This window comes from Pseudomonas sp. NDM (assembly GCF_003105095.1).
Lineage (GTDB): Bacteria > Pseudomonadota > Gammaproteobacteria > Pseudomonadales > Pseudomonadaceae > Aquipseudomonas > Aquipseudomonas moraviensis_A.
This window is the reverse complement of record NZ_QETJ01000021.1, coordinates 20,171-42,643: the sequence shown is the minus strand read 5'-3', so window position 1 is coordinate 42,643 and position 22,473 is coordinate 20,171. Positions and strand designations below refer to the sequence as shown.

The 22,473-nt window shown below is 59.5% G+C and carries 18 protein-coding genes; 10 read left to right on the top strand and 8 right to left on the bottom strand.

Annotated features, from left to right (window positions below; translation table 11 throughout):
- Positions 1–140: 140 nt before the first annotated feature.
- Genes DCO47_RS07750 through DCO47_RS27455 form a run of 3 tightly spaced genes read left to right on the top strand, consistent with a single transcriptional unit; the run spans position 141 to position 7,775 of the window.
- A complete protein-coding gene (locus DCO47_RS07750) occupies positions 141–1,385 on the top strand; it encodes a glycosyltransferase family 4 protein (RefSeq protein ID WP_116657850.1) in 1,245 nt (414 codons plus the stop codon).
- Position 1,386: 1 nt separating this feature from the next.
- On the top strand, positions 1,387–2,241 hold the full coding sequence (locus DCO47_RS07745) for a hypothetical protein (RefSeq protein WP_065615199.1): 855 nt from the start codon (positions 1,387–1,389) through the stop codon (positions 2,239–2,241).
- Between the two features lie 2 nt (positions 2,242–2,243).
- Entirely contained in the window at positions 2,244–7,775 is a 5,532-nt protein-coding gene (locus DCO47_RS27455; RefSeq protein WP_116657849.1) for a calcium-binding protein, read from the top strand.
- A gap of 68 nt (positions 7,776–7,843) precedes the next feature.
- Here DCO47_RS27455 and DCO47_RS07735 read toward each other — a convergent pair whose 3' ends face one another.
- Entirely contained in the window at positions 7,844–8,956 is a 1,113-nt protein-coding gene (locus DCO47_RS07735) for an enoyl-CoA hydratase/isomerase family protein (RefSeq protein ID WP_116657848.1), read from the bottom strand.
- Between the two features lie 132 nt (positions 8,957–9,088).
- Here DCO47_RS07735 and ung point away from each other — a divergent pair, with 132 nt between their 5' ends.
- Entirely contained in the window at positions 9,089–9,781 is a 693-nt protein-coding gene (gene ung, locus DCO47_RS07730) for a uracil-DNA glycosylase (protein WP_116657847.1), read from the top strand.
- A 90-nt stretch (positions 9,782–9,871) separates the two neighbouring features.
- On the opposite strand, the gene DCO47_RS07725 is transcribed toward ung, so the two are convergent.
- From DCO47_RS07725 to DCO47_RS07710, 4 genes are read right to left on the bottom strand one after another with little or no spacing between them, the layout of a single operon-like run.
- Entirely contained in the window at positions 9,872–10,906 is a 1,035-nt protein-coding gene (locus DCO47_RS07725) for an AbrB family transcriptional regulator (RefSeq protein ID WP_064362588.1), read from the bottom strand.
- Positions 10,899–12,413 (bottom strand): tripartite tricarboxylate transporter permease, encoded by a 1,515-nt coding sequence (locus tag DCO47_RS07720; protein ID WP_042608145.1) that lies wholly within the window; start codon positions 12,411–12,413, stop codon positions 10,899–10,901. Before DCO47_RS07720 ends, DCO47_RS07725 begins: the two co-directional genes overlap by 8 nt.
- Before the next feature lies 1 nt (position 12,414).
- The gene (locus DCO47_RS07715; RefSeq protein ID WP_039760883.1) at positions 12,415–12,873 is read right to left on the bottom strand and encodes a tripartite tricarboxylate transporter TctB family protein; all 459 of its coding nucleotides are present in this window, start codon (positions 12,871–12,873) and stop codon (positions 12,415–12,417) included.
- 56 nt (positions 12,874–12,929) lie between these two features.
- Positions 12,930–13,907: a tripartite tricarboxylate transporter substrate binding protein gene (locus DCO47_RS07710; protein WP_042608144.1), complete on the bottom strand. Its 978-nt coding sequence runs from the start codon at positions 13,905–13,907 to the stop codon at positions 12,930–12,932.
- 448 nt (positions 13,908–14,355) lie between these two features.
- On the opposite strand from DCO47_RS07710, the gene DCO47_RS07705 reads away from it, so the two are divergent.
- Both DCO47_RS07705 and DCO47_RS07700 read left to right on the top strand, forming a co-directional pair.
- Complete coding sequence (locus DCO47_RS07705) at positions 14,356–15,027, top strand: response regulator (RefSeq protein ID WP_034153139.1); 672 nt, start codon at positions 14,356–14,358, stop codon at positions 15,025–15,027.
- Positions 15,020–16,405: a sensor histidine kinase gene (locus DCO47_RS07700; RefSeq protein WP_064362586.1), complete on the top strand. Its 1,386-nt coding sequence runs from the start codon at positions 15,020–15,022 to the stop codon at positions 16,403–16,405. Before DCO47_RS07705 ends, DCO47_RS07700 begins: the two co-directional genes overlap by 8 nt.
- A gap of 86 nt (positions 16,406–16,491) precedes the next feature.
- Here DCO47_RS07700 and DCO47_RS07695 read toward each other — a convergent pair whose 3' ends face one another.
- A complete protein-coding gene (locus DCO47_RS07695; RefSeq protein WP_042608142.1) occupies positions 16,492–17,313 on the bottom strand; it encodes an HDOD domain-containing protein in 822 nt (273 codons plus the stop codon).
- A 34-nt stretch (positions 17,314–17,347) separates the two neighbouring features.
- Positions 17,348–18,289, bottom strand: a complete 942-nt coding sequence (locus DCO47_RS07690) for a folate-binding protein YgfZ (RefSeq protein WP_116657846.1) — start codon at positions 18,287–18,289, stop codon at positions 17,348–17,350.
- A 150-nt stretch (positions 18,290–18,439) separates the two neighbouring features.
- On the opposite strand from DCO47_RS07690, the gene DCO47_RS07685 reads away from it, so the two are divergent.
- Both DCO47_RS07685 and DCO47_RS07680 read left to right on the top strand, forming a co-directional pair.
- Positions 18,440–18,694 (top strand): succinate dehydrogenase assembly factor 2, encoded by a 255-nt coding sequence (locus DCO47_RS07685; RefSeq protein WP_007911418.1) that lies wholly within the window; start codon positions 18,440–18,442, stop codon positions 18,692–18,694.
- On the top strand, positions 18,678–19,130 hold the full coding sequence (locus DCO47_RS07680) for a protein YgfX (RefSeq protein ID WP_064362582.1): 453 nt from the start codon (positions 18,678–18,680) through the stop codon (positions 19,128–19,130). The genes DCO47_RS07685 and DCO47_RS07680 overlap by 17 nt, the downstream gene beginning before the upstream one ends.
- On the opposite strand, the gene nadB is transcribed toward DCO47_RS07680, so the two are convergent.
- Complete coding sequence (gene nadB / locus DCO47_RS07675) at positions 19,099–20,715, bottom strand: L-aspartate oxidase (protein WP_064362580.1); 1,617 nt, start codon at positions 20,713–20,715, stop codon at positions 19,099–19,101. The genes DCO47_RS07680 and nadB overlap by 32 nt on opposite strands.
- Before the next feature lie 557 nt (positions 20,716–21,272).
- Here nadB and rpoE point away from each other — a divergent pair.
- Entirely contained in the window at positions 21,273–21,854 is a 582-nt protein-coding gene (gene rpoE / locus DCO47_RS07670; RefSeq protein ID WP_003172477.1) for an RNA polymerase sigma factor RpoE, read from the top strand.
- Positions 21,855–21,884: 30 nt separating this feature from the next.
- Complete coding sequence (locus DCO47_RS07665) at positions 21,885–22,472, top strand: sigma-E factor negative regulatory protein (protein ID WP_008077804.1); 588 nt, start codon at positions 21,885–21,887, stop codon at positions 22,470–22,472.
- Position 22,473 lies beyond the last annotated feature (1 nt).

The following is a 22,473-nucleotide window of genomic DNA, read 5'->3' as shown; positions in this document are numbered from 1 at the left end:
AGTCGTTTCATTCGCCTTCTCCCAAGGGATTCCCGGAAGCGTCCTACAGTTTCATTTCGTGGCATTTGTTAGCGTTTGTGGATGCCGAACGACGTGAGAGATCCTCAGCTCAATAGCGGCGAAAAATGGACGTTAGCGCTATGAAGCTTCTGGTTATTCACCAAAATTTTCCGGGTCAGTTCCGCCATGTGGTGCTGGCGGCGATGGCCCGGCATGACGAGGTTGTGGCGATAGGCCGGGACACGGCACCGGGCGTCGTCGGGGTGAAAATCTATCGCTATCGAGCGACCAGCCGAGCGCCCGGCAATATGCACCCCTATCTGATTCGCTACGAACAAGCCGTGATGGATGGGCAGCAGGTTTTCGCAATCCTGAGCAGGCTGAAACGGTCGGGTTATCGACCAGACGCGATTCTCGCTCATCCCGGATGGGGAGAGACGCTGTTCGCCAAGGACGTCTATCCCGATACGCCGCTTATCCACTATTGCGAGTACTACTATCGTGCGCAGGGTGCCGATTCCGGCTTCGACCCTGAGTTTGCGCGGGCCACGGCGGATTCGTCACGGCTGCGAGTGCTCAATTCGCTGCATCTTTTGAATCTTGAACAATGTGATATCGCAATTTCGCCTACGCAGTGGCAACGCAGCCTTTTTCCGGCCGCTTACCGGTCGGCAATCCGGGTCATTCATGAAGGTGTCATTCAAGGTTCTGACCTGGCAACAGTCGGGGCAGTCAGGTTGCCCAATGGAATCGAGCTCAAAGCGGGACAGCCGATCGTTACCTACGTCGCCAGAAATCTCGAGCCTTATCGCGGGTTCCACAGTTTCATGCGAGCGATTCCGCATATTCAGGCTCAGTGCCCCGATGCGCAAATCATCGTGGTTGGCGGTGATGACGTCAGTTATGGGAGTAAGCCGGTCGGGTATGCAAGCTGGCGCCGCAGGATGGAGGCGGAAGTAAGTTTTGATCACTCCAGAGTGCATTTCACAGGAAAGCTTTCTTACCAGACTTATCGAGCGGTCCTGCAGTGTTCGAAAGTCCATGTTTATTTGACGTATCCGTTTGTTTTGTCGTGGTCGTTACTGGAGGCGATGGCGTCTGGTTGCGTGGTCATTGCGTCGGATACGGCCCCGGTCAAGGAAGTGATCGTTGATGGGATTAATGGAGTGTTGGTGGATTTCTTCGACCATCAAGGATTTGCCAGAAGTGTGTGCAAGGTTTTGAAGTCGGCGGGTGAGTACGATGGTCTTGCCAGCGCTGCGAAGTTGACGGCAAGTCGGTTCAGTGTGAAATCGGGCGTGAGCCAATACTTTGAGATTTTTGAAAGGGCGATGTCCGGGCATGACGATATATCAACCGTTCCGCAGTTTGATCGGGAGGGTTGAAATGTCCAGGAAGTGGCGTAAGCAGGCGATCAAATGGTTCAAAAGGTTATTGAAGTATGGCCTGTTCGTGTATGTCTGTTACTGCGTAGCGGAATTTTATATTCAAAAAGAACAATCCGCCGAGTCGGCGGCTATTCACCAGGCAAACGAGAAAGCCTGTCAGAACAAGCTGGCGAGCATGAAGCAGGTGCCGATATTAGGCGGTGCCTATGTGGATAAGACGCTGGTCCCGGAGTTTTACGTTGGCATGCCTGAAATGGTGAATAAGAAGGCTTGCCTGGCAATTGCTCTGAAGGGGTTTTTCTGGTGGACCGGCGCGGGACTGCACCGTTACCAGGATCTGCGCCTGGAGCCGATACCCAAAAGTTGGCGGCTTTATAAATTGAATGCCGGACTTTTTACCAGAAAAGAAACCACCGAGCCCCATGAGCGCGGTTATCGGCACGTCAACTGGCCGGATGAGTTGATCGTGAAATTGAAAAATTATCCGGGGCTGGAGATTTGGCTGGATGCACCTCCGCCGCATTTCAAGAATGAAGATTCGGTCAGAACGTTTGTCATTACTGGCTGGCCGCGGCGAGATGGAACCCCTCGGTTGATCAACTGTGATGGCTTGATTCGTCCGGCTTCGGAGGAACAACTGACTGACGAGAAACTGGCACGGTTCAGCAGAGCTGAATTGGAAAACCTTGATTTCGGAAAATTGAATTTTTTCTGCACTATCAATCTGGATAACTTCGACTTCGCTGGGGGACACGGGAGCGTAGGTCTCGGACTAGCGTCATTACGCGAAGCACCTGAGATGCTCAAGTATCTCAGTGATTATCTTTCACGCTCTGTTATTACAAGGAAGTAACAATGAGTTATGTTTTTAGCGATATGGAAAAAACAGAAATTTTCAACGCAGCCAATATTTGCAAAGGAATGAGGCTGCGCTCAAAACAAATTCAGTACGATGCGCTGAAACTAGCAGGAGCCAGCTGCGCTCCTCTGTATCAAAAGCTGTTCGATATTATTGGCGAAAAAATTTCTGAGGTTTTCGCTGTCGATAAAGAGGCTGGAGAAGTGCTGAAAAATGCCAGGCTCTGGCTGGCCGTGGCTATTGATGCCAACGGTGGAAACGGTGCCTACTCGGCGCTGATTCGTGGTTACACCTCGCGGCAAGGTGAACTCAGACTGAATACAATTTTCAGTGAAGACCTGATGCAGCTTTCATCTAACCAGGTTGCCGTCAATTTCATCAATACCCTGATCAACGGGTCCCTCGCCGGTCAACTGGCGCCCTGGACCGTTCCGTCGATCAGCCAGATCGCAGAAATCGATGCCAGCGCCATTGGCGAGGCACTGTTCAAGGAGGTTTGCGGCGAGGAAGACACGGCCGTTAAGCGTAATGCCGGTTGGTCCGGAACGGTCGGGTTCAGCCTGCTGGGCGGCAAACCTCCCTATGAAACGTGGAGACTGATCTCTGCGGGCGAACCGGATACGGAAGTTGACGGCCCACCCATTCAGGCAAAGGCCAACCGGCTCGACGACTATAAAAACATTCTCTTCGCCATCGACTCCTACAGCGTCGGCCTGCGAGCGGCGATCAGCAATTTCGGCATCAACCCACTGCAAAGTCTGCTTTCAGTGGTGCCGGAGCAGATCAACATTGCTCTAGCCAGTGGCAGTGTGAATCCACTGATCCAGCATGTAGTGAAAGGCACACCTGTCGCCGCCGTGGTCGACCTGATCTTGCGCTACGGCCAGAACGAATTTCTCGACACATTCAGGCGCACTTACGACGGCGATTCTGCTGCTTCACCCACCTCCAACGAGACCTTCGCCAGCAACGCTTACGCATTCTTCTCGGCATTCTCCCCAGAGCAGTCGCAAAGCATCGTCACCCGAACAATCGGCGAGTTTGGCAATGCGAGTGCATGGGCGAAACTGGCAGGCGAGGAGACACCGCTCGGCCTGGCGTTGCGCAATTCCTTACAGCAACTCAGTGAAGTCGTCATAGAACGTGCCGACGGTTATCCCGGTCGCAACCTCGAGCTTTACCATCCTCACACTGGCGAAGGCTTTATCACCGCGCAGTGGCTGGCGGATCGTGCGCAGATGCTGGCGCGGTTGATTGCCCGAACCCAGGGCTCGTTCGGTGAACATTCGCTGCAGAGGTTTTCCTACTCCGATCTCGCCTCAGGCAGACAGGCGACAATGACCACCGGTGTGTTGAACCCGCTGGTCACGTTCGGTGATGACGATGGGCGATCTTTCGCCGGCGGCAGCAATGCCGATCATCTGTATGGCGGCGAGGGCAAAGACTCGATCGCCGGATTGGCGGGTAACGATGTCATTGAAGGCGGTCGCGGCAATGACTCGCTGAGCGGAGGCGATGGCAATGATGCGCTGTACGCAATGGGCGGTGATGATGTGCTGATCGGAGGTAAGGGCAACGACACTTTGATCGGAGGCGAGGGCAGTGACCGCTACGAGTTCTTCAGCGGCGATGGCATTGATGAGATTTTCGATGCCAATGCCAATGGGCAGCTGTGGATCAACGGTGTGCCGATCCCCACGCTGAAGCGCCGCACACCTTCGAGCAACATTTGGTCTACCGAGGATCAGGCAATCACCCTGACGCTCATTGAAGACACGCTCAACATCAAATACGGCCAGAGCGATCTGGTGGTGATCAAGAACTTCCAGCCCGGGATGCTTGGCATCCGACTCCCCGACCATGAGCGGCAGCCGGTCAGCGTTGCAGATCTGACACTTCAGGGCGACTGGAAAGCCAAAGACGCTGATCCCACTACCCCCGGCGATCAACCCTCCTTTGATGAGCTGGGCAACGTTGTGCTGCTGCCCAAGGTAAAACAGCGCAACAAGGCCGACGTACTTTACGGTTCCGCTGCAGACGACGTTGTTCTCGGCCTGGGTGGTTCTGATCGATTGTTCGGCAAGGCTGGAGACGATCGATTATTCGGCGACAAAGAGACGACAATCGAAAAGGCCATGGCCGACGGTGACGCCAAGGGCAAGGCAAGTCGCGGCGACTGGCTCGACGGCGGGCAAGGCGACGATTTGCTTATCGGGACGGCATCGCGAGACGTTCTGCTCGGTGGCAATGACCGGGATACCTTGATCGGTGGCGCTGGCGACGACGTTTTATCCGGAGACGAAACCACCGGTGCGCTGGAGCAGGGTTGGGCGGTCAAGCGCGCTGACGTCGCCATAGCTGGCGGTGTCACCAGTCATCGAACGGTCTATTCAAAGGCCTCGACAAACAGCGCATCCGAGGGCGGTGATGACGTGCTGTATGGGCAAGGTGGCAAGGACTTCATCGACGGCGGCTGGGGTCAGGACCTGCTCGACGGCGGGGCTGACGACGATTTGCTCGAAGGCGAGCAAGGGAACGACACCCTGGCCGGTGGCAGCGGCGATGACACGATGCTCGGTGACAATCTCGATTGGGGCGGTGGTCTACCCAGCAAGCATCATGGCAACGATGTGCTGGACGGCGGTAGCGGTGATGACTTGCTCGCCGGTAACGGTGGCAGCGACGCGTTGTATGGCGGCCTTGGCAACGACACTTTGCAGGGTGATGACGACGTAATCGACGGCGTCAACGGTAACGCCGCAGATTTTTTTGGCGATGATCTGCTAGACGGTGGTCCCGGTGACGACAGGCTCTGGGGCGGCGGTGGCGATGATCTGATCTTCGGCGGCGAAGGTAATGACGATCTGATCGGCGATAGCCCTGACCATCCTGTTCGTTATCAGGGTAACGACTTCCTCGATGGCGGTGCGGGGGACGACACGCTGCGTGGCATGGGGGGGTCGGACACGCTGCTGGGTGGGGCAGGAGCGGATTTCCTGGATGGCGATGTGTCTGACCTGCAGCCGGGCGGAATCAACAATGACCTGCTTCAGGGCGGCGAAGGAAACGATACCTTACAGGGTGGCTTCGGTGCCGACACACTGTACGGCGGCGCGGGCGACGACATTCTTGCCGGCGATTACGAAAATAGCGCTGAAACCGAGCTGAATGCCGATTATCTGGACGGTGGCTCAGGTAACGACACGTTGCTCGGTGGCGCCGGCAACGACACGTTGCTGGGCGCAGAAGGCACGGACTACCTTCGCGGTGATTCCGGCGACAACGTGTTTGATGGCGGTCCCGGTCACGACGTGTTGGACGGGCTGGAGGGTGCTGACATTTATTATTTCGGCACTGGCGATGGCCTGGATGTTGTTACCGATTCTGGTGGCCGCAACATCATCAGGTTCGGTGCAGGGTTTTCCGCGCAAAGCCTGAAGGCCGACGTTATCGAAGTTACCGTCGGCACGGTGTTGCGACTGGCCAATGGCATGGGCGACGCGATACTCATCAAGAATCACGAGAAGTGGAAGGACTCCACATTCAGTTTCAGCGACGGCGTGGTACTGGGTTATGACGATGTCTTGCACAAAACATTGCCGCAGATGGAGGTGCCTGAGTTACCCGTACCGGAAGGTGTAACCGCCCCAGGAACCGTTGAAAGCAGAGTTGAGGACCCGCTTCAGTCAGACGATGTAACTGCTCCGAAGCCACGCCCAGTGGCATCTGTTCAAACGGTTGACTGGACCGAGGAATTCCTCGCGCAAATCAATTCAAAACGCTCCGCCCGCAGACACGCCACTGGTTTTACCCTGAATGAACAAGGGTTCTGGGTTCGCAGTCATATCACCACCAGCGACACCGGTTACACCACCCACACTGAGCTGATCGATCACAGCGTCGAAGCAGGTTCACTGTCTGAAACGCCGCAGTGGATGAAAGCTGATGGCGGGCGAGCCGTAGTCAGTGAAAGGCAGTCGAAAACCACAACGCGGGTCGAACATAAACAGGTGAAAGCCGAGGGAACAATGCCCTCCTCAAGCTTGGCGCCTCGCTATTATCGATCCGGTTCTGCCAACGGTTTTTCATTCAATATCGCAGATGTATTGGTTGAAGACCGGCAGGAGTCCGGCGCCCTTGAAGGCTGGTACGTTTATCCGGCGGCAAGTTTCAGTTCGAGCGAAACCGTGCGCAGGGAATTCCGTTGGGATGCCGAGAGCACAACGTTCAAAAACAAAATCGTCCAAGGCGACGACGTCGGTGGGCGAGTCAATATCGAAGTGGAGAACGTTTTTCACGGCGGTGCGGGAGATGATCTGATCGTCGCTTATGCAGGCTCCCCACTCGACTACGGTACTGTCGGTGACAGAACACCGGGCGCGTATTTATCCGCAGGGGCAGGGGACGATACCTTGCTGGGCTCCGAGGGCGCCGACTATCTGCTCAGCGGCTCAGGTGACGATTGGCTCTACGGCGAAGACGGTGCCGACACCTACATCGTCCAAGCGCACGCCGGAGCGACCACCACGATTGCGGATGTACCGAACCCGGTTTTCCACCGAGCAGAAGTTGGCGCTGCGGGGTGGAAAGACGAGTTCGGATTGATCGATCAGGACACGGTCGTTCTGCCAGCAGATGCACAGCGCGATGCACTGCACTTGAGCTGGGGTGCTGCGTTGATAGAAACCACCCATGTCGAGCTGGAGCCCAACCCAGGTCGCGCGGCTTACCGCAATCCGCCGAGGGCGAAAATGCTCCATCCGACTCTCGATATCCAATGGGGCGGGACGCAGAAAGTCCGCATCGTCTTGCCCCTCAACGGTGAACTTGAGGGGGCCGGGATTGAGCTCGTAAAGTTCGGCGATGGGTCGGTCGTAAGTGTGAAGCAACTCTTGGAATCAAGTCAGCTGAGCCCCGCGCCCGATACTTCTCATACTGGCGTCATCGTCAGCAATCCCACGCGTTTCACTGCCTTGCGAGACGGACGAGCACTTCCCTTGGTGGGCGGTCGTGGCAACGACACGATAACCGGCGCCGGAGAGATTCGCGGCATGCAGGGTGATGACCTGCTCACGGGCAGCCCCGCTGATGATCTGCTGCTGGGGGGGGCGGGCAACGACACACTGTCCGGCGGCGCTGGAAATGATATCTACCGATACGATGGCCTCGGCAGAGATGTGGTCATCAACAGCGGAGGTGGCCTGGATGGAATCGATTTTTCCGAGCGCAGGCTGACCATCGACAACCTGAAATTTCACCGTGATCGCGATGATCTGGTGATCGTGGTGGATTACGGCATGGCACCGAAAATCCGGGTTTCCAATCATTTCGCCGCAGGTGAAAGCGCTATCGGCTTCATAAGAGTCAGCCAAGGAGCAACGATTCAGGACTACACCGCAGGGCAAATTGCTGAACGTCTGCACCCGCTTCCGCCATTGAGGGATGTCGAAGACATTTTGATAAAGGGCGACGATGAAGCGCAGCGGGCGATGATGGAAATCATCCAGTTTTACGAGCTGAATGTCTGAGTCGTATGGCGCCCGATTGAGCCAGCTCGCGATGGAAAGCCAGTCGCCATCGCGAGCAACGCGTCAGCTCAATACTGGATCAGATCTGCCAAGGGATGTCGCCCCTCCCAGACTTTATGGAAGTGCGCCTCGACCACCGCATCCGGCACGTTATTGATATCCGGCCAGTGCCAGTGCGGCTTCTGATCCTTGTCGATCAAACGTGCGCGCACGCCTTCGCTGAATTCCGGGTGCCGGCAGCAGTTGAGGCTCAGGGTGTATTCCATCTGGAATACTTCGGCCAGCGACATATGCCGCGCGCGAAGGATCTGTTGCCAGACCAGATGCGCGGTCAGCGGCGAGCCCTCGGCCATGGTTTTCGCCGCGCGGGCAATCAACGGATCGCTGCTGTCACGGTGCAGGCTGATGGCTTTCCACGCACAGGTGACGTCGCTGACGTCGAGCAATTCGTCGATCTGCTGGCGACGCGGCAGCCATTGCGCTTCGGGCATTTGCTCAAGAGCCTCCTGCTGCAGAGCCTTGAGCAGGCTGTTGAGCTGCATGGCGGTCTGTTCCTGCCAGTTCAATTGCAGCAGGCCTTCGATCAGTTGCGGTTGCTGTTCGTCGAGCAGGAAGCGGTCGGCCAGATCCAGATCCAGCGCATCGCGACCGTTGATGTGCGCGCCGGTCAGCCCGAGGAACAAGCCGAGCTTGCCCGGCAACCGTGCGAGAAACCAGCTGGCGCCGACGTCCGGATACAGGCCAATGCTGATTTCCGGCATCGCCAGACGGCTGCTCGGCGTGACGATCCGCGTGCTGGCGCCCTGCAACAGGCCCATGCCGCCGCCCAGCACGTAGCCGTGGCCCCAGCAGATCAGCGGTTTGGGATAGGTGTGCAGGCTGTAATCCAGGCGATATTCCGCGCTGAAAAACTGCGCGGCCAGTGGCGGCACTTCGCCGGGATGAGCGCGGCAGGCTTCGACCAGGCTGCGCACCTCGCCGCCGGCGCAGAAGGCCTTGGCACCGTTGCCGCGCAGCAACACGCAGACGATTTGCGGATCATCGGCCCAGACTTTCAATTTGTCGCTGAGGGCGTTGATCATCGGCAGGGACAGCGCGTTCAGCGACTTTTCGGCATCCAGGCTGGCGATGCCGATGCGGGCGCCGTCGGTGCCGGTGCGTTCTTCGAAGTGCAGATTCATCGTGACCTCGATCGGAAATTTGAGCGATCAGTATGATCGCTGTGGGGGAAAGTGCCGGATCTGCGTCAGATCAATTGACAAGCGTGGCCGGCTTTCCTAGGGTTCGCCCCATTGTTTTTGCCGGAAATGACCATGACTGCTGACGACCGTATCAAACTCGAACCGAGCTGGAAGGAGGCACTGCGTGCTGAGTTCGACCAGCCTTACATGGCAGAGTTGCGCAGCTTTCTGCAGCAGGAGCGGGCGGCCGGCAAGGAGATCTACCCGCCTGGGCCGTTGATTTTCAATGCGCTGAACTCGACGCCGCTGGACAAGGTGAAAGTGGTGATTCTCGGTCAGGATCCCTATCACGGTCCGGGCCAGGCCCACGGTCTGTGCTTCTCGGTGCAACCGGGCGTGCCGGCGCCGCCATCATTGGTCAACATCTATAAAGAGCTGAAGCGCGACCTCAACATCGACATTCCCAACCACGGCTACCTGCAGAGCTGGGCCGATCAGGGCGTGCTGCTGCTCAACACCACCATGACCGTCGAACGCGCCAATGCCAATGCGCACAAGGACAAGGGCTGGCAACACTTCACCGACCGCATCATCGAGGTGGTCAGCGAACGGCAGCCGCATCTGGTGTTCATGCTCTGGGGCGCCCATGCGCAGAGCAAGCAGAAGCTGATCGACGCCACCAAGCACCTGGTGCTGACCTCGGTGCATCCATCACCTTTGTCGGCCTATCGAGGGTTTTTGGGCTGTGGGCATTTCAGCCGGACCAACAAGTTCCTCGAACAGAATGGCGAAACGCCGATCGACTGGCGGTTACCACCTCTCTAAAAGCATCGCGAGCAGGCTCACTCCTACTTTGCAATACATTCCCCTGTAGGAGTGAGCCTGCTCGCGATTGGGGCGACTCGGTCTTAAGACTCATGCGGCATTGCGATTCCAGTACCTGAACAACGGCTCCGCCAGAAACAGCACAAACAACAACCGCATCACCTGCATCGCCGTCACCAGTGGCACCGACAATTGCAGGGTCTCTGCCGTCAGGCTCATCTCGGCAATCCCCCCCGGCATCATGCCCAGGGTCAGCGAACGCAGATCCAGATGGGTCAGCGCACTCAAGCCCAACGCCGCCAGCGACGCGATCAACATGGTCAGCGCCGTGCCGATCAACGTCCGGCCCATGAACGACGGCGCGCGTCGGAAGAATTGCCGATTGAAGTGACAGCCCAAACCGCTGCCGATCAGCCATTGGCCGATCTGGCTGCCGCCGTTGGGCAAACCGATGTGCAAATCCCAGGTGATGCTCACCGCCGCGCTGACCAGCAACGGCCCGAACAGCCATGGATTGGGTTGGCGCAGACGCTGCCAGAGCCAGGCGAGCAGGGCACCCGCCGGAAACAGAATCGCCAACCAGCGCCAATCGACGCTGCCGGCATGAGAAATCGGCGTGCCGTCACCAAGCAGATACTTGAACGCCGCCGGCACGCACAACACCACCACCAGTACCCGCAGACTTTGCCCCGCCGCGACATGGCTGAGCAAAGCACCGTTGCGCGCGCCGAGGTTGACCATCTCTCCGGAACCGCCGGGCATGCTCGAGAAAAATGCGGTGGCGCGATCTTCGCCGGTGCGGCGCATCAGCCACACCCCGACCACCGCCGACAGGCTAGTGACCAGCGCACCGAAGAAGATCAGACCGAAATGACTGAGCACCTGCTCCATCACCAACGGGGTGAAGTGCAGGCCGATACCGATGCCGACGATCCACTGGCCGCACTTGCGCCCGCCAGGGATTTCCGCCAGTTGCCACGGGGTCAGGCAGCGCACGAGGATGATCGCCAGCAATGAGCCGACCATCCACGGCAGTGGCCAGCCGATCTGACTGGCGATGAAACCACCCAGCAGACCGACCAGCGGGGTGCCCCACCAGGCTTTCAGGGACGAGCGATCAGACATCGGCGATAGCGCGACGAGCGACCGCGCGTTTGCGCCAGATGCGAATCAGCGGGAACAGCAGCATCAGCGCGGTCAGCACCCACACACCGAAAGTGATCGGGCTCGACCAGAGGATTTCCAGCGCACCGTTGGAAATCGACAGCGCGCGACGCAGGTTCTGCTCCATCAGACCGCCGAGGATGAAGCCCAGCAATACCGGCGACAACGGGAAGTCGAGCTTGCGCAGGATGTACCCGAAGATGCCGATGCCGACCATCAGGAACAGGTCGAAAGTGGTGGCGTGAACCGCGTAGACGCCGATCCCGGTGATGATCGCGATGACCGGCACCAGTGCCCAGTTCGGCACGGCGAGGATGCGCGTGAAAATGCGGATCATCGGGATGTTGAGGATCACCAGCATGATGTTGGCGATGAACAACGACGCGATCAGGCCCCAGACGATATCCGGTTGTTGCTGGAACAGCAGCGGGCCTGGGGTGATGTTGTACAGCGACAGCGCGCCGATCATCACCGCCGTGGTGCCCGAACCCGGTACGCCCAGTGTCAGCATCGGCACCAGCGCGCCGCAGGCCGAAGCACCGATCGCCGTTTCCGGTGCAGCCAGGCCACGGGCATCGCCCTGGCCGAACTTGCCGCTCGCACCGGCGATGCGCTTTTCGGTCATGTAGGCCACGGCGCTGGCCAATGTCGCGCCCGCACCCGGCAACACGCCCATGATGAAACCGAGCAGGCCGCAACGAATGTTCACCACGAACACCGAAGCCGCTTCCTTGAAGTTGAACATCATGCGCCCGGTCGCTTTTACCGCTTCCTGGCCGCGATGGGTTTTTTCCAGCAGCAAGAGGATTTCGCTGATCGAGAACAGGCCCAGCACCAGTACCACGAATTGAATGCCGTCGGTCAGGTGAATGTTGTCGCCGGTAAAACGGTACACGCCGCTGTTCGCGTCGATGCCGACGCTGGACAGGAACAGGCCGATCAATGCCGCGATAAAGGTCTTCAATGGTCGATCACCGGCCATGCCGCCGAGACAGACGATCGCAAACACCATCAACACGAAGTATTCCGCCGGTCCGAAAGCAATCGCCCACTTCGCCAGCAGCGGCGCAAACAACACCATCCCGCACGTGGCGATGAACGCGCCGATGAACGAACTCCACGCCGACAGCGACAACGCCACACCGGCCATGCCTTGGCGGGCCATCGGGTAGCCGTCGAGGGTGGTCATGACGGTGGATGCTTCGCCGGGAATGTTCAGCAGGATCGAGCTGATCCGGCCGCCGTATTCGCAGCCCAGATACACCGCCGCGAGCAGGATCAACGCCGACTCCGGCGGCAAACCGAGTGCGAACGCAATCGGGATCAGCAGCGCCACGCCGTTGATCGGGCCGAGGCCCGGCAGCAGGCCGACGACGGTGCCGATCAAGGTGCCGGTCAGCGCCGTGACCAGGTTGTACGGGCTCAGCGCGACGCCGAAGCCTTGACCCAAATAACCGAGGGTATCCATATCAGTTCTCCAGCACGTCGAGCAGGCCAAGGGGCAGCGGGACTTCCATCACCCGATCGAACAACAGGTACAGACCAATGGCCATCAGCGTGGTGACGACGATGCTCGGCACCCAGCGCCCGCCGTACAGGCGTGCCATCGGAATGCCGATCACGATGCTGCTGAGGATGAAACCCAGCGGTTCGAACAGGCCGGCGAACACCAGCAACAGTGCGACGCAGATTGCAATCTTGGTCAGGGTTTCGCGGTCCAGCGGCGGCTCGTCTTCACTGTGTTTGATCGGCGCCGGCCGGAACACCATGTACAGCAGCGCCAGGCCCATCAGGCCAAGCATCAGCAGCGGGAAGGCGCGCGGGCCGACCGGTTCGTAGGAAAAAGCCGCCTGGTACGGCCACGCCATCAGTGCCAGACCGGCGCAAACCAGCAGCAACACCGAGGCGAAAATGCGTTGAATAAGCATGAGAACTCCTGTGCCGCGCCCCCGAAGCGGGGAGCGCGGCCACTAGACAGAGACGATCACTGGATCAGGCCGAACTCTTTGGCCAGCACTTTGTAGTCGGCTACCTGCTTCTTCACATAGGTGTCCAGTTCCGCGCCAGTCATGGCGAACGGGAACAGTTCACGCTGATCGCGCAGTGTGGCGAACTCGTCGGAGGCCAGCAGTTTGTCGAACGCGTCTTTCCACCAGGCGTAGTCTTCGTCGCTGACTTTCGGCCCGAGGTAGAAGCCGCGCACCACCGGCCAGACGATGTCGTAGCCTTGCTCGCGGGCGGTCGGGATGTCTTTCATTTCCGGCTCGTCGAGACGCTTGTCGGCGAACACCGCGAGCAGGCGCATGTCACCGCTCTGGATGTGCGGCATGGAGTCGGAGATGTCGGTACTGCCGACCTGGATGTGACCGCCGAGCAGAGCAGTGGCGATTTCGCCGCCGCCTTCGAGTGCCACGTAACGCAGCTCACGGGGATTGATCCCGGCGGCCTTGGCGATCAATGCGGTTTGCATCCAGTCCTGGCTGCCGACGGTGCCGCCGGAGCCGATGACCACCGAGCCTGGATCTTTCTTCAAGGCCTGCACGAGATCGTCGAGGGTCTTGTAGGGCGAATCGCTTTTCACCGCGATGGCGCCATAGCTGGTGCCGACCGCCGCGAGCCAGCGCACGTTGGTTTCATCGAAGCGACCGAACTTGCCCTGAGCCAGGTTCAACAGCGAACCGCTCGACCAGGCTACCAGCGTGCCGGCATCCGCCGGACGTTGCGCAACTACTGCGTTGTACGCGACCGCACCGACACCGCCGGGCATGTAGGTCACGCGCATCGGCTTGCTCAGCAGCTTCTGGTTGACCAGTGCGCTCTGCACCAGTTTGCAGGTCAGGTCGAAACCACCGCCGGGGGAGGCGGGGGCGATGCATTCAGGCCGTTTCGGTTCGGCCAGCAGTTGCCCGGCAAACAGCATCGCGCCTGCGGCGAGCGCAACTTTACGCAGTGATAAGTTCATCTGAGTCTCCTTGGGAGTTGTTGTTATGGACGTGCAGAATTACCAAAGGGCAACACTTTGCTCAGCAGCGGGCGCAGGTGTTCGTTGCGCGGACGCATTGACTGGAATATCGGAAGGAAAAACGGCGTAGCCCGTCACGGAAAAACCGGCGAGGGCGGGGTTGCAGCGAAGGGTGTCGGCCTGTGAGAAAGCCCGGTTGTGCATGTACGACATGCGGGGTACTCCGATTATTGTTCTTATTGGTCGAAAACGCTTCGTGGCGTTTTGCGTTGCGCTGTGTGGCAGCAGCGGCGACAGTCGAAACTGTCCGTGAACCTACTCTAACCGGCTAACCTTTCAGCAACCTTTCAGTTGTCTTTCACGGTTTTCAGGCTTCACAGCGGCGGTTGCGGCTGTAAACTCCGCGGCAAAGCGCGGCGTCGGCCGACCCTGAACGAGGTAACAATCCATGCGTGTCCTGCTCGTCGAAGACCATCTGCAACTGGCCGAAAGCGTGGCTCAGGCGCTCAAGAGCACCGGTCTGACCGTGGATGTGTTGCACGATGGCGTGGCCGCCGACCTGGCGCTCGGCAGTGAGGAATACGCCGTGGCGATCCTCGACGTCGGCCTGCCGCGCATGGACGGTTTCGAGGTACTGGCCCGTCTGCGTGCCCGCGGCAAGAACCTGCCCGTCCTGATGCTGACGGCGCGCAGTGACGTGAAGGACCGCGTACATGGTCTCAATCTCGGTGCTGATGATTATCTGGCCAAGCCGTTTGAACTGACGGAACTGGAAGCGCGGGTCAAAGCCTTGCTGCGCCGCAGTGTCCTGGGCGGCGAGCGTCAGCAGCGCTGTGGTGTGCTGGCGTATGACCTCGACACCCGACGCTTCACCCTCGGCGAAGAACTGCTGACTCTGACCTCGCGCGAGCAAGCCGTCCTCGAAGCGCTGATCGCGCGGCCGGGGCGAGTGATGAGCAAGGAACAGCTCGCCGCCCAGGTATTCGGCCTCGACGAAGAAGCCAGCCCCGACGCGATCGAAATCTACGTGCACCGCTTGCGCAAGAAGCTCGACGGCCAGCCCGTGGCCATCGTGACTTTCCGCGGCCTCGGCTACCTGCTGGAAAGCCGCGATGCATAAGCCCAGCAGCCTGCGCTGGCGGTTGCTGTGGAACCTCGGATGGTTGCTGGTGGTGCTGATGCTCGCCAGTGGCTTGAGCGCTTACTGGAATGGTCGCGAAGCCGCCGACACCGCGTATGACCGCACACTGCTGGCCTCGGCGCGGACCATTGCGGCCGGGTTGTCGCAGCGCGATGGCAGCCTCAGCGCCGACGTGCCTTACGTGGCACTGGACACCTTCGCCTACGACAGCGCCGGGCGCATTTACTATCAGGTCAACGACATCCACCAGAAGCTGATTTCCGGCTACGAGAATCTGCCCGGGCCACCGCCCGGCACGCCGCGCACGGACAGCTATCCGGCGCTCGCCCGCTTCTATAACGCCAAGTACAACGGCCAGAACGTACGCGTGGTCAGCCTGCTCAAAGCCGTGAGTGAGCCGAACATGAACGGCATGGCGGAGATTCGCGTGGCCGAAACCGACGAAGCGCGGGTCAGCATGGCGCGCAGTCTGGCGGCGGATACCTTGCTGCGCCTGGGCATGCTGGCCGTGGGTGCATTGTTGCTGGTGTGGTTTGCGGTCAGTGCGGCATTGCGCCCGCTGGAACGCTTGCGCACTGCAGTGGAAGAGCGCCAGCCCGACGACTTGCGGCCTCTGCCGCTGGTCGAAGTCCAGCATGAACTCGGGCCATTGGTTCGCGCGCTCAACCACTTCACCGAGCGCCTGCGCGGCCAGTTCGAGCGACAAGCGCAGTTCATCGCCGATGCTGCCCACGAATTGCGTACGCCGCTGGCGGCGCTGAAAGCTCGGCTGGAATTGGGCCTGCGTTCAAACGAGCCGGAGACCTGGCGCACAACCCTCGAGTCATCCGCACAAAGCACCGATCGCCTGACGCATCTGGCCAATCAGCTGCTGTCGCTGGCCCGCGTCGAAAACGGTGCGCGGGCGATCGCCGAGGGCGGCGCGCAACTGCTCGATCTGAGCCAATTGGCGCGCGAGCTGGGTATGGCCATGGCGCCTCTGGCGCACAAGCGCGGCGTAGCGCTGGCCTTGGAGGCGGATGAGCCGGTGTGGCTGCGTGGCGAACCGACCTTGCTTAACGAACTGTTGAGCAATCTGGTCGATAACGCACTGGCGCATACCCCGCAGGGTGGCAATGTGATTTTGCGGGTGACGGCACCGGCGGTGCTTGAGGTAGAAGACGACGGGCCAGGCATTCCGCAGGAAGAGCGCGATCGCGTGTTCGAGCGGTTTTACCGGCGTAATCAGCAGGTCGCCGGATCAGGCCTGGGCCTGGCGATTGTCGGCGAGATCTGCCGGGCGCATCTGGCGCAGATCACCTTGCATGACGGTGAGCAGGCGGGGTTGAAGGTGCGGGTGAGTTTTATCGCTGGGTGATCGTGGTGTCTGCACGGACCTTTTCGCGAGCAGGCTCACTCCTACATGGGATTGCATTCCAGGTGAGGGTACGCCTCGGTCCCGGATCAGTAAAACATCGACCGCGACTCTTCCAGATCCGCGCAAAACTGTTTGTTCTCCGGATCAATCCCCAGCTTTCTGAACGCTGGAACACTCAGCGGATCAATCCGCGCGAAAGGATGGTCGGTACCCTTGCGGCAATACAGGTTCGCTACTTGCACCAAATCGACGTAATCGATTTTGGCCGAGTCGCGCTGAAAGTCCTCGTACAGCAATGGCAATTGCACCAGCCGTTCGGGAAACTCCCAGACCCGCAGCAACTTCTCGCCCAGCAATGGATGAATCTGCTCGATCACATGGGTGAGGCTGACCGCATCCGAGAGCAACTCGTTGTGGTCTTCGGCGTAGGTCAAAATCGGCAACACACCAATCTGATGCACCAGGCCGCCGAGCGCCGCCTGATCCGGCTTGAGCTGAGTGTGACGACGACACAGCGCATAACTCACACCGGCGATCTCCAGGCTGCTGCGCCAGACTTCGCGCATCTTCTGTTCGACCACTTCGGAGCGGGCGTTGAAGATCTGCTCCATGACCAGACCGATCGCCAGGTTGCTGCTGTAGTTGATGCCCAGGCGGGTGATGGCGGTGTGCAGGTCAGTAACTTCCTGCGCGGCGCGTAGCAGCGGGCTGTTGACCACTTTGATCAGGCGCGCCGACAGCGCAGTGTCACGGCCGATGACTTTGCTCAGATCGCTGACGCTGATTTCCGGATCCTCGGCGGCCTTGCGGATTTGCAGGGCCACTTCCGGCAACGTTGGCAGAACCAGGTCATCGTTATCGATGGCCGCAACCAAATCCTGTTGGACCTTTTCCGCCAGTTCGCTCATTTGGACTCTCTAGGGTGTCGCAACAATGCTGCGATCAGCGCTGGATTTCGCGGTCGCGATCCAGTTCGTAAGGCAGGTCGAGCAGGTGCAGTGCGGGGCCTTCGAGGGCGCCCAGATGCAAGTCACCGGCTTCGGCAGCTTCGGCCTGCAACACGGCCAGGAGTTCAATGTTTCCCTCGGCATTGGCCGCCAGCACCACTTCGCCGATCGAGCTGTTGTGGCTTGGCGCGAACAACTGAGTGCCGGGCTCCGGCAGCTCAGCCGCGTCAAGGCGCAAGCGATACAGGCGACGCTTGAGCTTGCCCAGGTACTGCATGCGCGCAACGATCTCCTGGCCGGTGTAGCAGCCTTTCTTGAAACTCACGCCGCCGACCGCCTGCAGATTGAGCATCTGCGGGATGAACAGCTCGCGAGTGCTCGGCATGACCTGACCGATACCGGCGCGGATCTGGCCGAGTAGCCATTGATTCAGATCGCCCTCGGACAGCGTCGAGGACAATTGGCTCTGGATGTTTTGCGCCTGGGCGGCGGGCACCCAGAGTTCGGCGCGCTCGGGCGAGACGCGAATCGCAATCAGGTTATGATGGCGCACGACGCTATCGGTTTCCGCCGGCAGGGCCAGACCTAGGCTGGTCAAGGCTGCGTTGCCATGCTCCAGGCCGAAGCGCACCCAGGCGGCGCTTTCATCGGTCAGTTTCGATTTGGAGAACACCGCGTACTTTTTCAGGTCGGCCAGTTGTGGCTCGAGCAGCTCGCTGGCCATCGCCATCACCACACCGTCACCTTCCAGCAGGATACGGAAGCTCGACTGCATCCGGCCTTTCTGCGTGCAGCGGGCGCCGAGGCTGGCGCGGGTGTCACTCAGGTAATTGATATTGCAGGTCAACTGGCCTTGCAGGAATTTTCCGGCGTCCGCACCGCGAACCGCGAGTACGCCTTCATGAGACAGGGTGCAGAAAAAAGCAGAATCGGCCATGGGTCATCGCAGGGTAAATAGACTGGGGCACATCATAAGGGGGCAGGGTTGAAATGGGTAGTTGATAAAGGATCAAGGGTGCCCGACCAAAGCCGACTGTGCGGCCCGCGCCGGGGCTGTATACTGCCCGGCAAATTCGAGGAGGGCTCCATGGTCGAACAAGTTGAACTGAATCGCCTCTTTTGGCACAGCCGTCGCGGGATGCTTGAGCTTGACGTGTTGCTGGTGCCGTTCGTGCAGGAGGTTTACGCAACGTTGAATCAGGTGGATCGCGATCTCTACGTGCGTTTGCTGACCTGTGAGGATCAGGACATGTTCGGCTGGTTCATGGAGCGCAGCGAGTCGGAAGACCCTGAGCTGCAACGCATGGTCCGGATGATTCTGGATCGTGTTCAGCCCAAGTAATACGTTCGAATGCCGCTGGCATGCCTCACGGCAGTTGCTGGCGGCGTATCTGTTGGCCCAGGCGTTCGCCGTGGGCTCGTTGTGTCTACTGTCGATTCCGCTGTGGGCCAGTCTGGCCGGTGTTTCCGGCTGTCTGTTGCATGGCTTTTGGGTGATGCCCCGGCAGATTCTGCTGAGTCATCCGAATGCATTTTGCGGATTGCGACGCGACGGCGATGGCTGGCAGGTCTGGAATCGGGCGTGCGGTTGGCAGGCCGCGCAGTTACGACCGGACAGCCTGGCGCTGCCGCTGATCGTGGTTCTGCGTTTTCGCTTGCGCGGGCAATGGCGGGTCAGATCGATCTGCGTGCCACGGGATTCGCAGGCGGCGGATCTGCACCGACGCCTGCGAGTGCGGCTCAAGTTCAGCCGGCGTAGGTGGGCGGCACCAGAATAGTGTCGAGCGCTTCCGGCAGCAGGTCCGGGTAGTCGAGGGTGTAATGCAGGCCGCGACTTTCCTTGCGTTCCATGGCCGAGCTGATCATCAACTCGGCCACCTGCGCCAGATTGCGCAGCTCGATCAGGTCACGGCTGACTTTATAGTTGCTGTAGAACTCGTCGATCTCGTCCAGTAGCAAGCGCACCCGATGCTGTGCCCGTTGCAGGCGCTTGTTGGTGCGCACGATGCCGACGTAGTCCCACATGAATCGACGCAATTCGTCCCAGTTGTGCGCAATGATCACGTCTTCGTCCGAGTCGGTGACCTGGCTGGCGTCCCAGACGGGCAGGGCGCTCGGCGCCGCGACATCATCCAGCTGCGCGAGAATGTCTGTCGCTGCCGAACGGGCATAGACGAAGCATTCCAGAAGCGAGTTGCTGGCCATGCGGTTGGCGCCGTGCAGACCGGTGAAGCTGGTTTCGCCGATGGCGTAGAGTCCGGGCACGTCGGTGCGACCGTGCTGATCAACCATCACACCGCCACAGGTGTAGTGCGCTGCGGGAACCACCGGGATCGGTTGACTGGTGATGTCGATGCCGAAGCCCAGGCAGCGCTCATAAACAGTCGGGAAGTGGCTTTTGACGAACGATTCGGGCTTGTGACTGATGTCGAGATAAACGCAGTCGATGCCCAGGCGCTTCATTTCATGGTCGATGGCCCGCGCGACGATGTCACGCGGCGCCAGCTCGGCGCGTTTGTCGAAGCGGTGCATGAAGCGCTCGCCGTTGGGCAGCTTCAAATGCGCACCTTCGCCACGCAGGGCTTCGGTGATCAGGAAGCTTTTGGCTTGCGGGTGATAGAGGCAGGTCGGGTGGAACTGGTTGAATTCCAGATTGGCCACCCGGCAGCCGGAGCGCCAGGCCATGGCGATGCCGTCACCGCAGGCGCCGTCCGGGTTGCTGGTATAAAGGTAGACTTTGGCGGCGCCGCCCGAGGCGAGGATCACGAAGCGTGCGCCGTAAGTATCGACTTCGCCGGTGGCGCGGTTCAGCACGTAGGCGCCGAGACACCGCTCGCCTTGCAGGCCCAGACGGCGCTCGGTGATCAGATCGACGGCGACACGCTGTTCCAGCAATTCGATGTTCGCGCGCTCTTTGGCCCGGGCCAACAAGGTCTTGAAGATCGCAGCGCCGGTGGCGTCGGCCGCGTGGATGATCCGCCGATGGCTGTGGCCGCCTTCGCGGGTCAGGTGAAATTCGAAACCGCCATCCTCGGTGCCGGACTTTTCGTCACGGGTAAACGGCACGCCCTGGTCGATCAGCCATTGAATGGCTTCGCGGCTGTGCTCGACGGTGAAGCGCACGGCATCTTCGTGGCACAAACCGCCGCCGGCATTAAGGGTGTCGTCGACGTGGGATTCGACAGTGTCAGTGTCGTCGAGCACGGCGGCGACCCCACCTTGAGCCCAAAAGGTCGAGCCGTTGGCGAGATCGCCCTTGCTCAATACGGCAATGCGCAGATGACCGGGCAAGGTCAGCGCGAGACTCAAACCGGCAGCACCGCTGCCAATCACCAGAACATCGTGTTGGAACTGTTGGCTCATTTCAGGATTCCGCTCAAAGCGACCCGGATCGGGGTTGGCGCAAGACAGCTGGATCGGCGAGTCAAGACAGCCACACAGCCCACTAGTATATAGAGGGGTTGGACGGCACAATAGCCGGGCCCAGATGGCATTGTGAGACTACAGCGGGGTAAAAAGCGCTGTGCTTCGTCGGAAGATTTTTTCCCAGTGTGTGGGAAAAGACACCTGTATCGGCGCTGAAACAGACTTTTCCGCCCACGTTTGCGCAATGTCAGGTGGGTCCGGCTATAAATAATTGGAACTTTTGCCAAAGGCCCAAGATCAATAGACGGTGCCAGAAACCACGGACAGTGTCGGCTTCAGTGCGGAATCTGCGTTTGGATTCCTGCCGGCGAAACCGATAACAAGATTATTCGCGCAGCCGGTTTATCCCGCGCTGCGTTTTTCGTGCGTGCCAAATCAGAGCCCGCAGGAAACTTGCTTGGAGGGGGAGAACTTTTGCGAAAAGCCCGAGTCTATGTTTGCAAGTCTGGTCGTTTAGTAATGCAAGTCTCCTCCGGGCTTATCGAGGAGTGTTCATGCTAACCCAGGAAGAGGATCAGCAGCTGGTCGAACGCGTTCAGCGTGGCGACAAGCGAGCTTTCGATCTGCTGGTGCTGAAATATCAGCACAAAATTCTCGGGTTGATCGTGCGTTTTGTGCACGACACCCATGAAGCCCAGGACGTTGCTCAGGAAGCCTTTATCAAGGCGTATCGGGCACTTGGAAATTTCCGCGGTGACAGTGCGTTTTATACGTGGCTGTACCGTATTGCCATTAACACGGCGAAGAACTACCTGGTTTCCCGCGGCCGTCGGCCGCCGGATAGCGATGTAAGTTCGGAGGATGCAGAGTTCTACGATGGCGATCACGGCCTCAAGGATCTCGAATCACCAGAACGTGCGTTGCTGCGGGATGAGATCGAAGGCACTGTCCATCGGACCATCCAGCAACTGCCAGAGGATTTGCGTACGGCTTTAACTTTACGTGAATTCGATGGTCTGAGTTACGAGGACATTGCGAGCGTCATGCAGTGTCCGGTGGGTACCGTGCGCTCCCGGATTTTCCGCGCTCGGGAGGCCATCGACAAAGCCCTGCAACCGTTGTTGCAGGAAAACTGAGACAGCGGCGACAGCCAAGAGAGGAACGCCATGAGTCGTGAAGCCCTGCAGGAATCGCTGTCCGCAGTGATGGATAACGAAGCGGACGAACTGGAATTGCGTCGAGTGCTCAGCGCACTGGATGATGTTGATACCCGTGAGACCTGGGCTCGTTACCAGATCGCTCGGGCAGCCATGCACAAGGATCTGCTGCTTCCGCGTCTGGATATCGCTGCGGCAGTGTCTGCTGCGCTGGAAGACGAAACGGCTCCGGCCAAAGTATCCCGCAGCCCATGGCGTAACCTGGGTCGCCTCGCTGTTGCCGCTTCGGTGACCGTGGCCGTACTGGCCGGTGTTCGCCTGTACAACCAGGACGAAATCGCTGGCGTCGAATTGGCGCAGCAGTCGAACCAGCCAACTCTGGCCACTCCACAGGTCAAGGGTCCGGCAGTTCTGGCTGGTTACAGCGAAAGCTCGGAAGCGACTGGCCCGATGGCCAATGGCGTTCTGCAAGGTCAGCCAGGCTGGCATGATCAGCGTCTGCCAGGCTATCTGCGTCAGCACGCTCAGCAGGCTGCACTCAAGGGAACTGAAAGCGCGCTGCCATACGCACGTGCTGCAAGCCTGGAAAACCGTTAAG

What these genes read in the sequence shown, in the direction of transcription:
- DCO47_RS07750 (WP_116657850.1), top strand. Translation starts at nt 141, where the DNA reads ATGAAGCTTCTGGTTATTCACCAAAATTTTCCGGGTCAGTTCCGCCAT.
- DCO47_RS07745 (WP_065615199.1), top strand. Translation starts at nt 1,387, where the DNA reads ATGTCCAGGAAGTGGCGTAAGCAGGCGATCAAATGGTTCAAAAGGTTA.
- DCO47_RS27455 (WP_116657849.1), top strand. Translation starts at nt 2,244, where the DNA reads ATGAGTTATGTTTTTAGCGATATGGAAAAAACAGAAATTTTCAACGCA.
- DCO47_RS07735 (WP_116657848.1), bottom strand. Translation starts at nt 8,956, where the DNA reads ATGAATCTGCACTTCGAAGAACGCACCGGCACCGACGGCGCCCGCATC.
- ung (WP_116657847.1), top strand. Translation starts at nt 9,089, where the DNA reads ATGACTGCTGACGACCGTATCAAACTCGAACCGAGCTGGAAGGAGGCA.
- DCO47_RS07725 (WP_064362588.1), bottom strand. Translation starts at nt 10,906, where the DNA reads ATGTCTGATCGCTCGTCCCTGAAAGCCTGGTGGGGCACCCCGCTGGTC.
- DCO47_RS07720 (WP_042608145.1), bottom strand. Translation starts at nt 12,413, where the DNA reads ATGGATACCCTCGGTTATTTGGGTCAAGGCTTCGGCGTCGCGCTGAGC.
- DCO47_RS07715 (WP_039760883.1), bottom strand. Translation starts at nt 12,873, where the DNA reads ATGCTTATTCAACGCATTTTCGCCTCGGTGTTGCTGCTGGTTTGCGCC.
- DCO47_RS07710 (WP_042608144.1), bottom strand. Translation starts at nt 13,907, where the DNA reads ATGAACTTATCACTGCGTAAAGTTGCGCTCGCCGCAGGCGCGATGCTG.
- DCO47_RS07705 (WP_034153139.1), top strand. Translation starts at nt 14,356, where the DNA reads ATGCGTGTCCTGCTCGTCGAAGACCATCTGCAACTGGCCGAAAGCGTG.
- DCO47_RS07700 (WP_064362586.1), top strand. Translation starts at nt 15,020, where the DNA reads ATGCATAAGCCCAGCAGCCTGCGCTGGCGGTTGCTGTGGAACCTCGGA.
- DCO47_RS07695 (WP_042608142.1), bottom strand. Translation starts at nt 17,313, where the DNA reads ATGAGCGAACTGGCGGAAAAGGTCCAACAGGATTTGGTTGCGGCCATC.
- DCO47_RS07690 (WP_116657846.1), bottom strand. Translation starts at nt 18,289, where the DNA reads ATGGCCGATTCTGCTTTTTTCTGCACCCTGTCTCATGAAGGCGTACTC.
- DCO47_RS07685 (WP_007911418.1), top strand. Translation starts at nt 18,440, where the DNA reads ATGGTCGAACAAGTTGAACTGAATCGCCTCTTTTGGCACAGCCGTCGC.
- nadB (WP_064362580.1), bottom strand. Translation starts at nt 20,715, where the DNA reads ATGAGCCAACAGTTCCAACACGATGTTCTGGTGATTGGCAGCGGTGCT.
- rpoE (WP_003172477.1), top strand. Translation starts at nt 21,273, where the DNA reads ATGCTAACCCAGGAAGAGGATCAGCAGCTGGTCGAACGCGTTCAGCGT.
- DCO47_RS07665 (WP_008077804.1), top strand. Translation starts at nt 21,885, where the DNA reads ATGAGTCGTGAAGCCCTGCAGGAATCGCTGTCCGCAGTGATGGATAAC.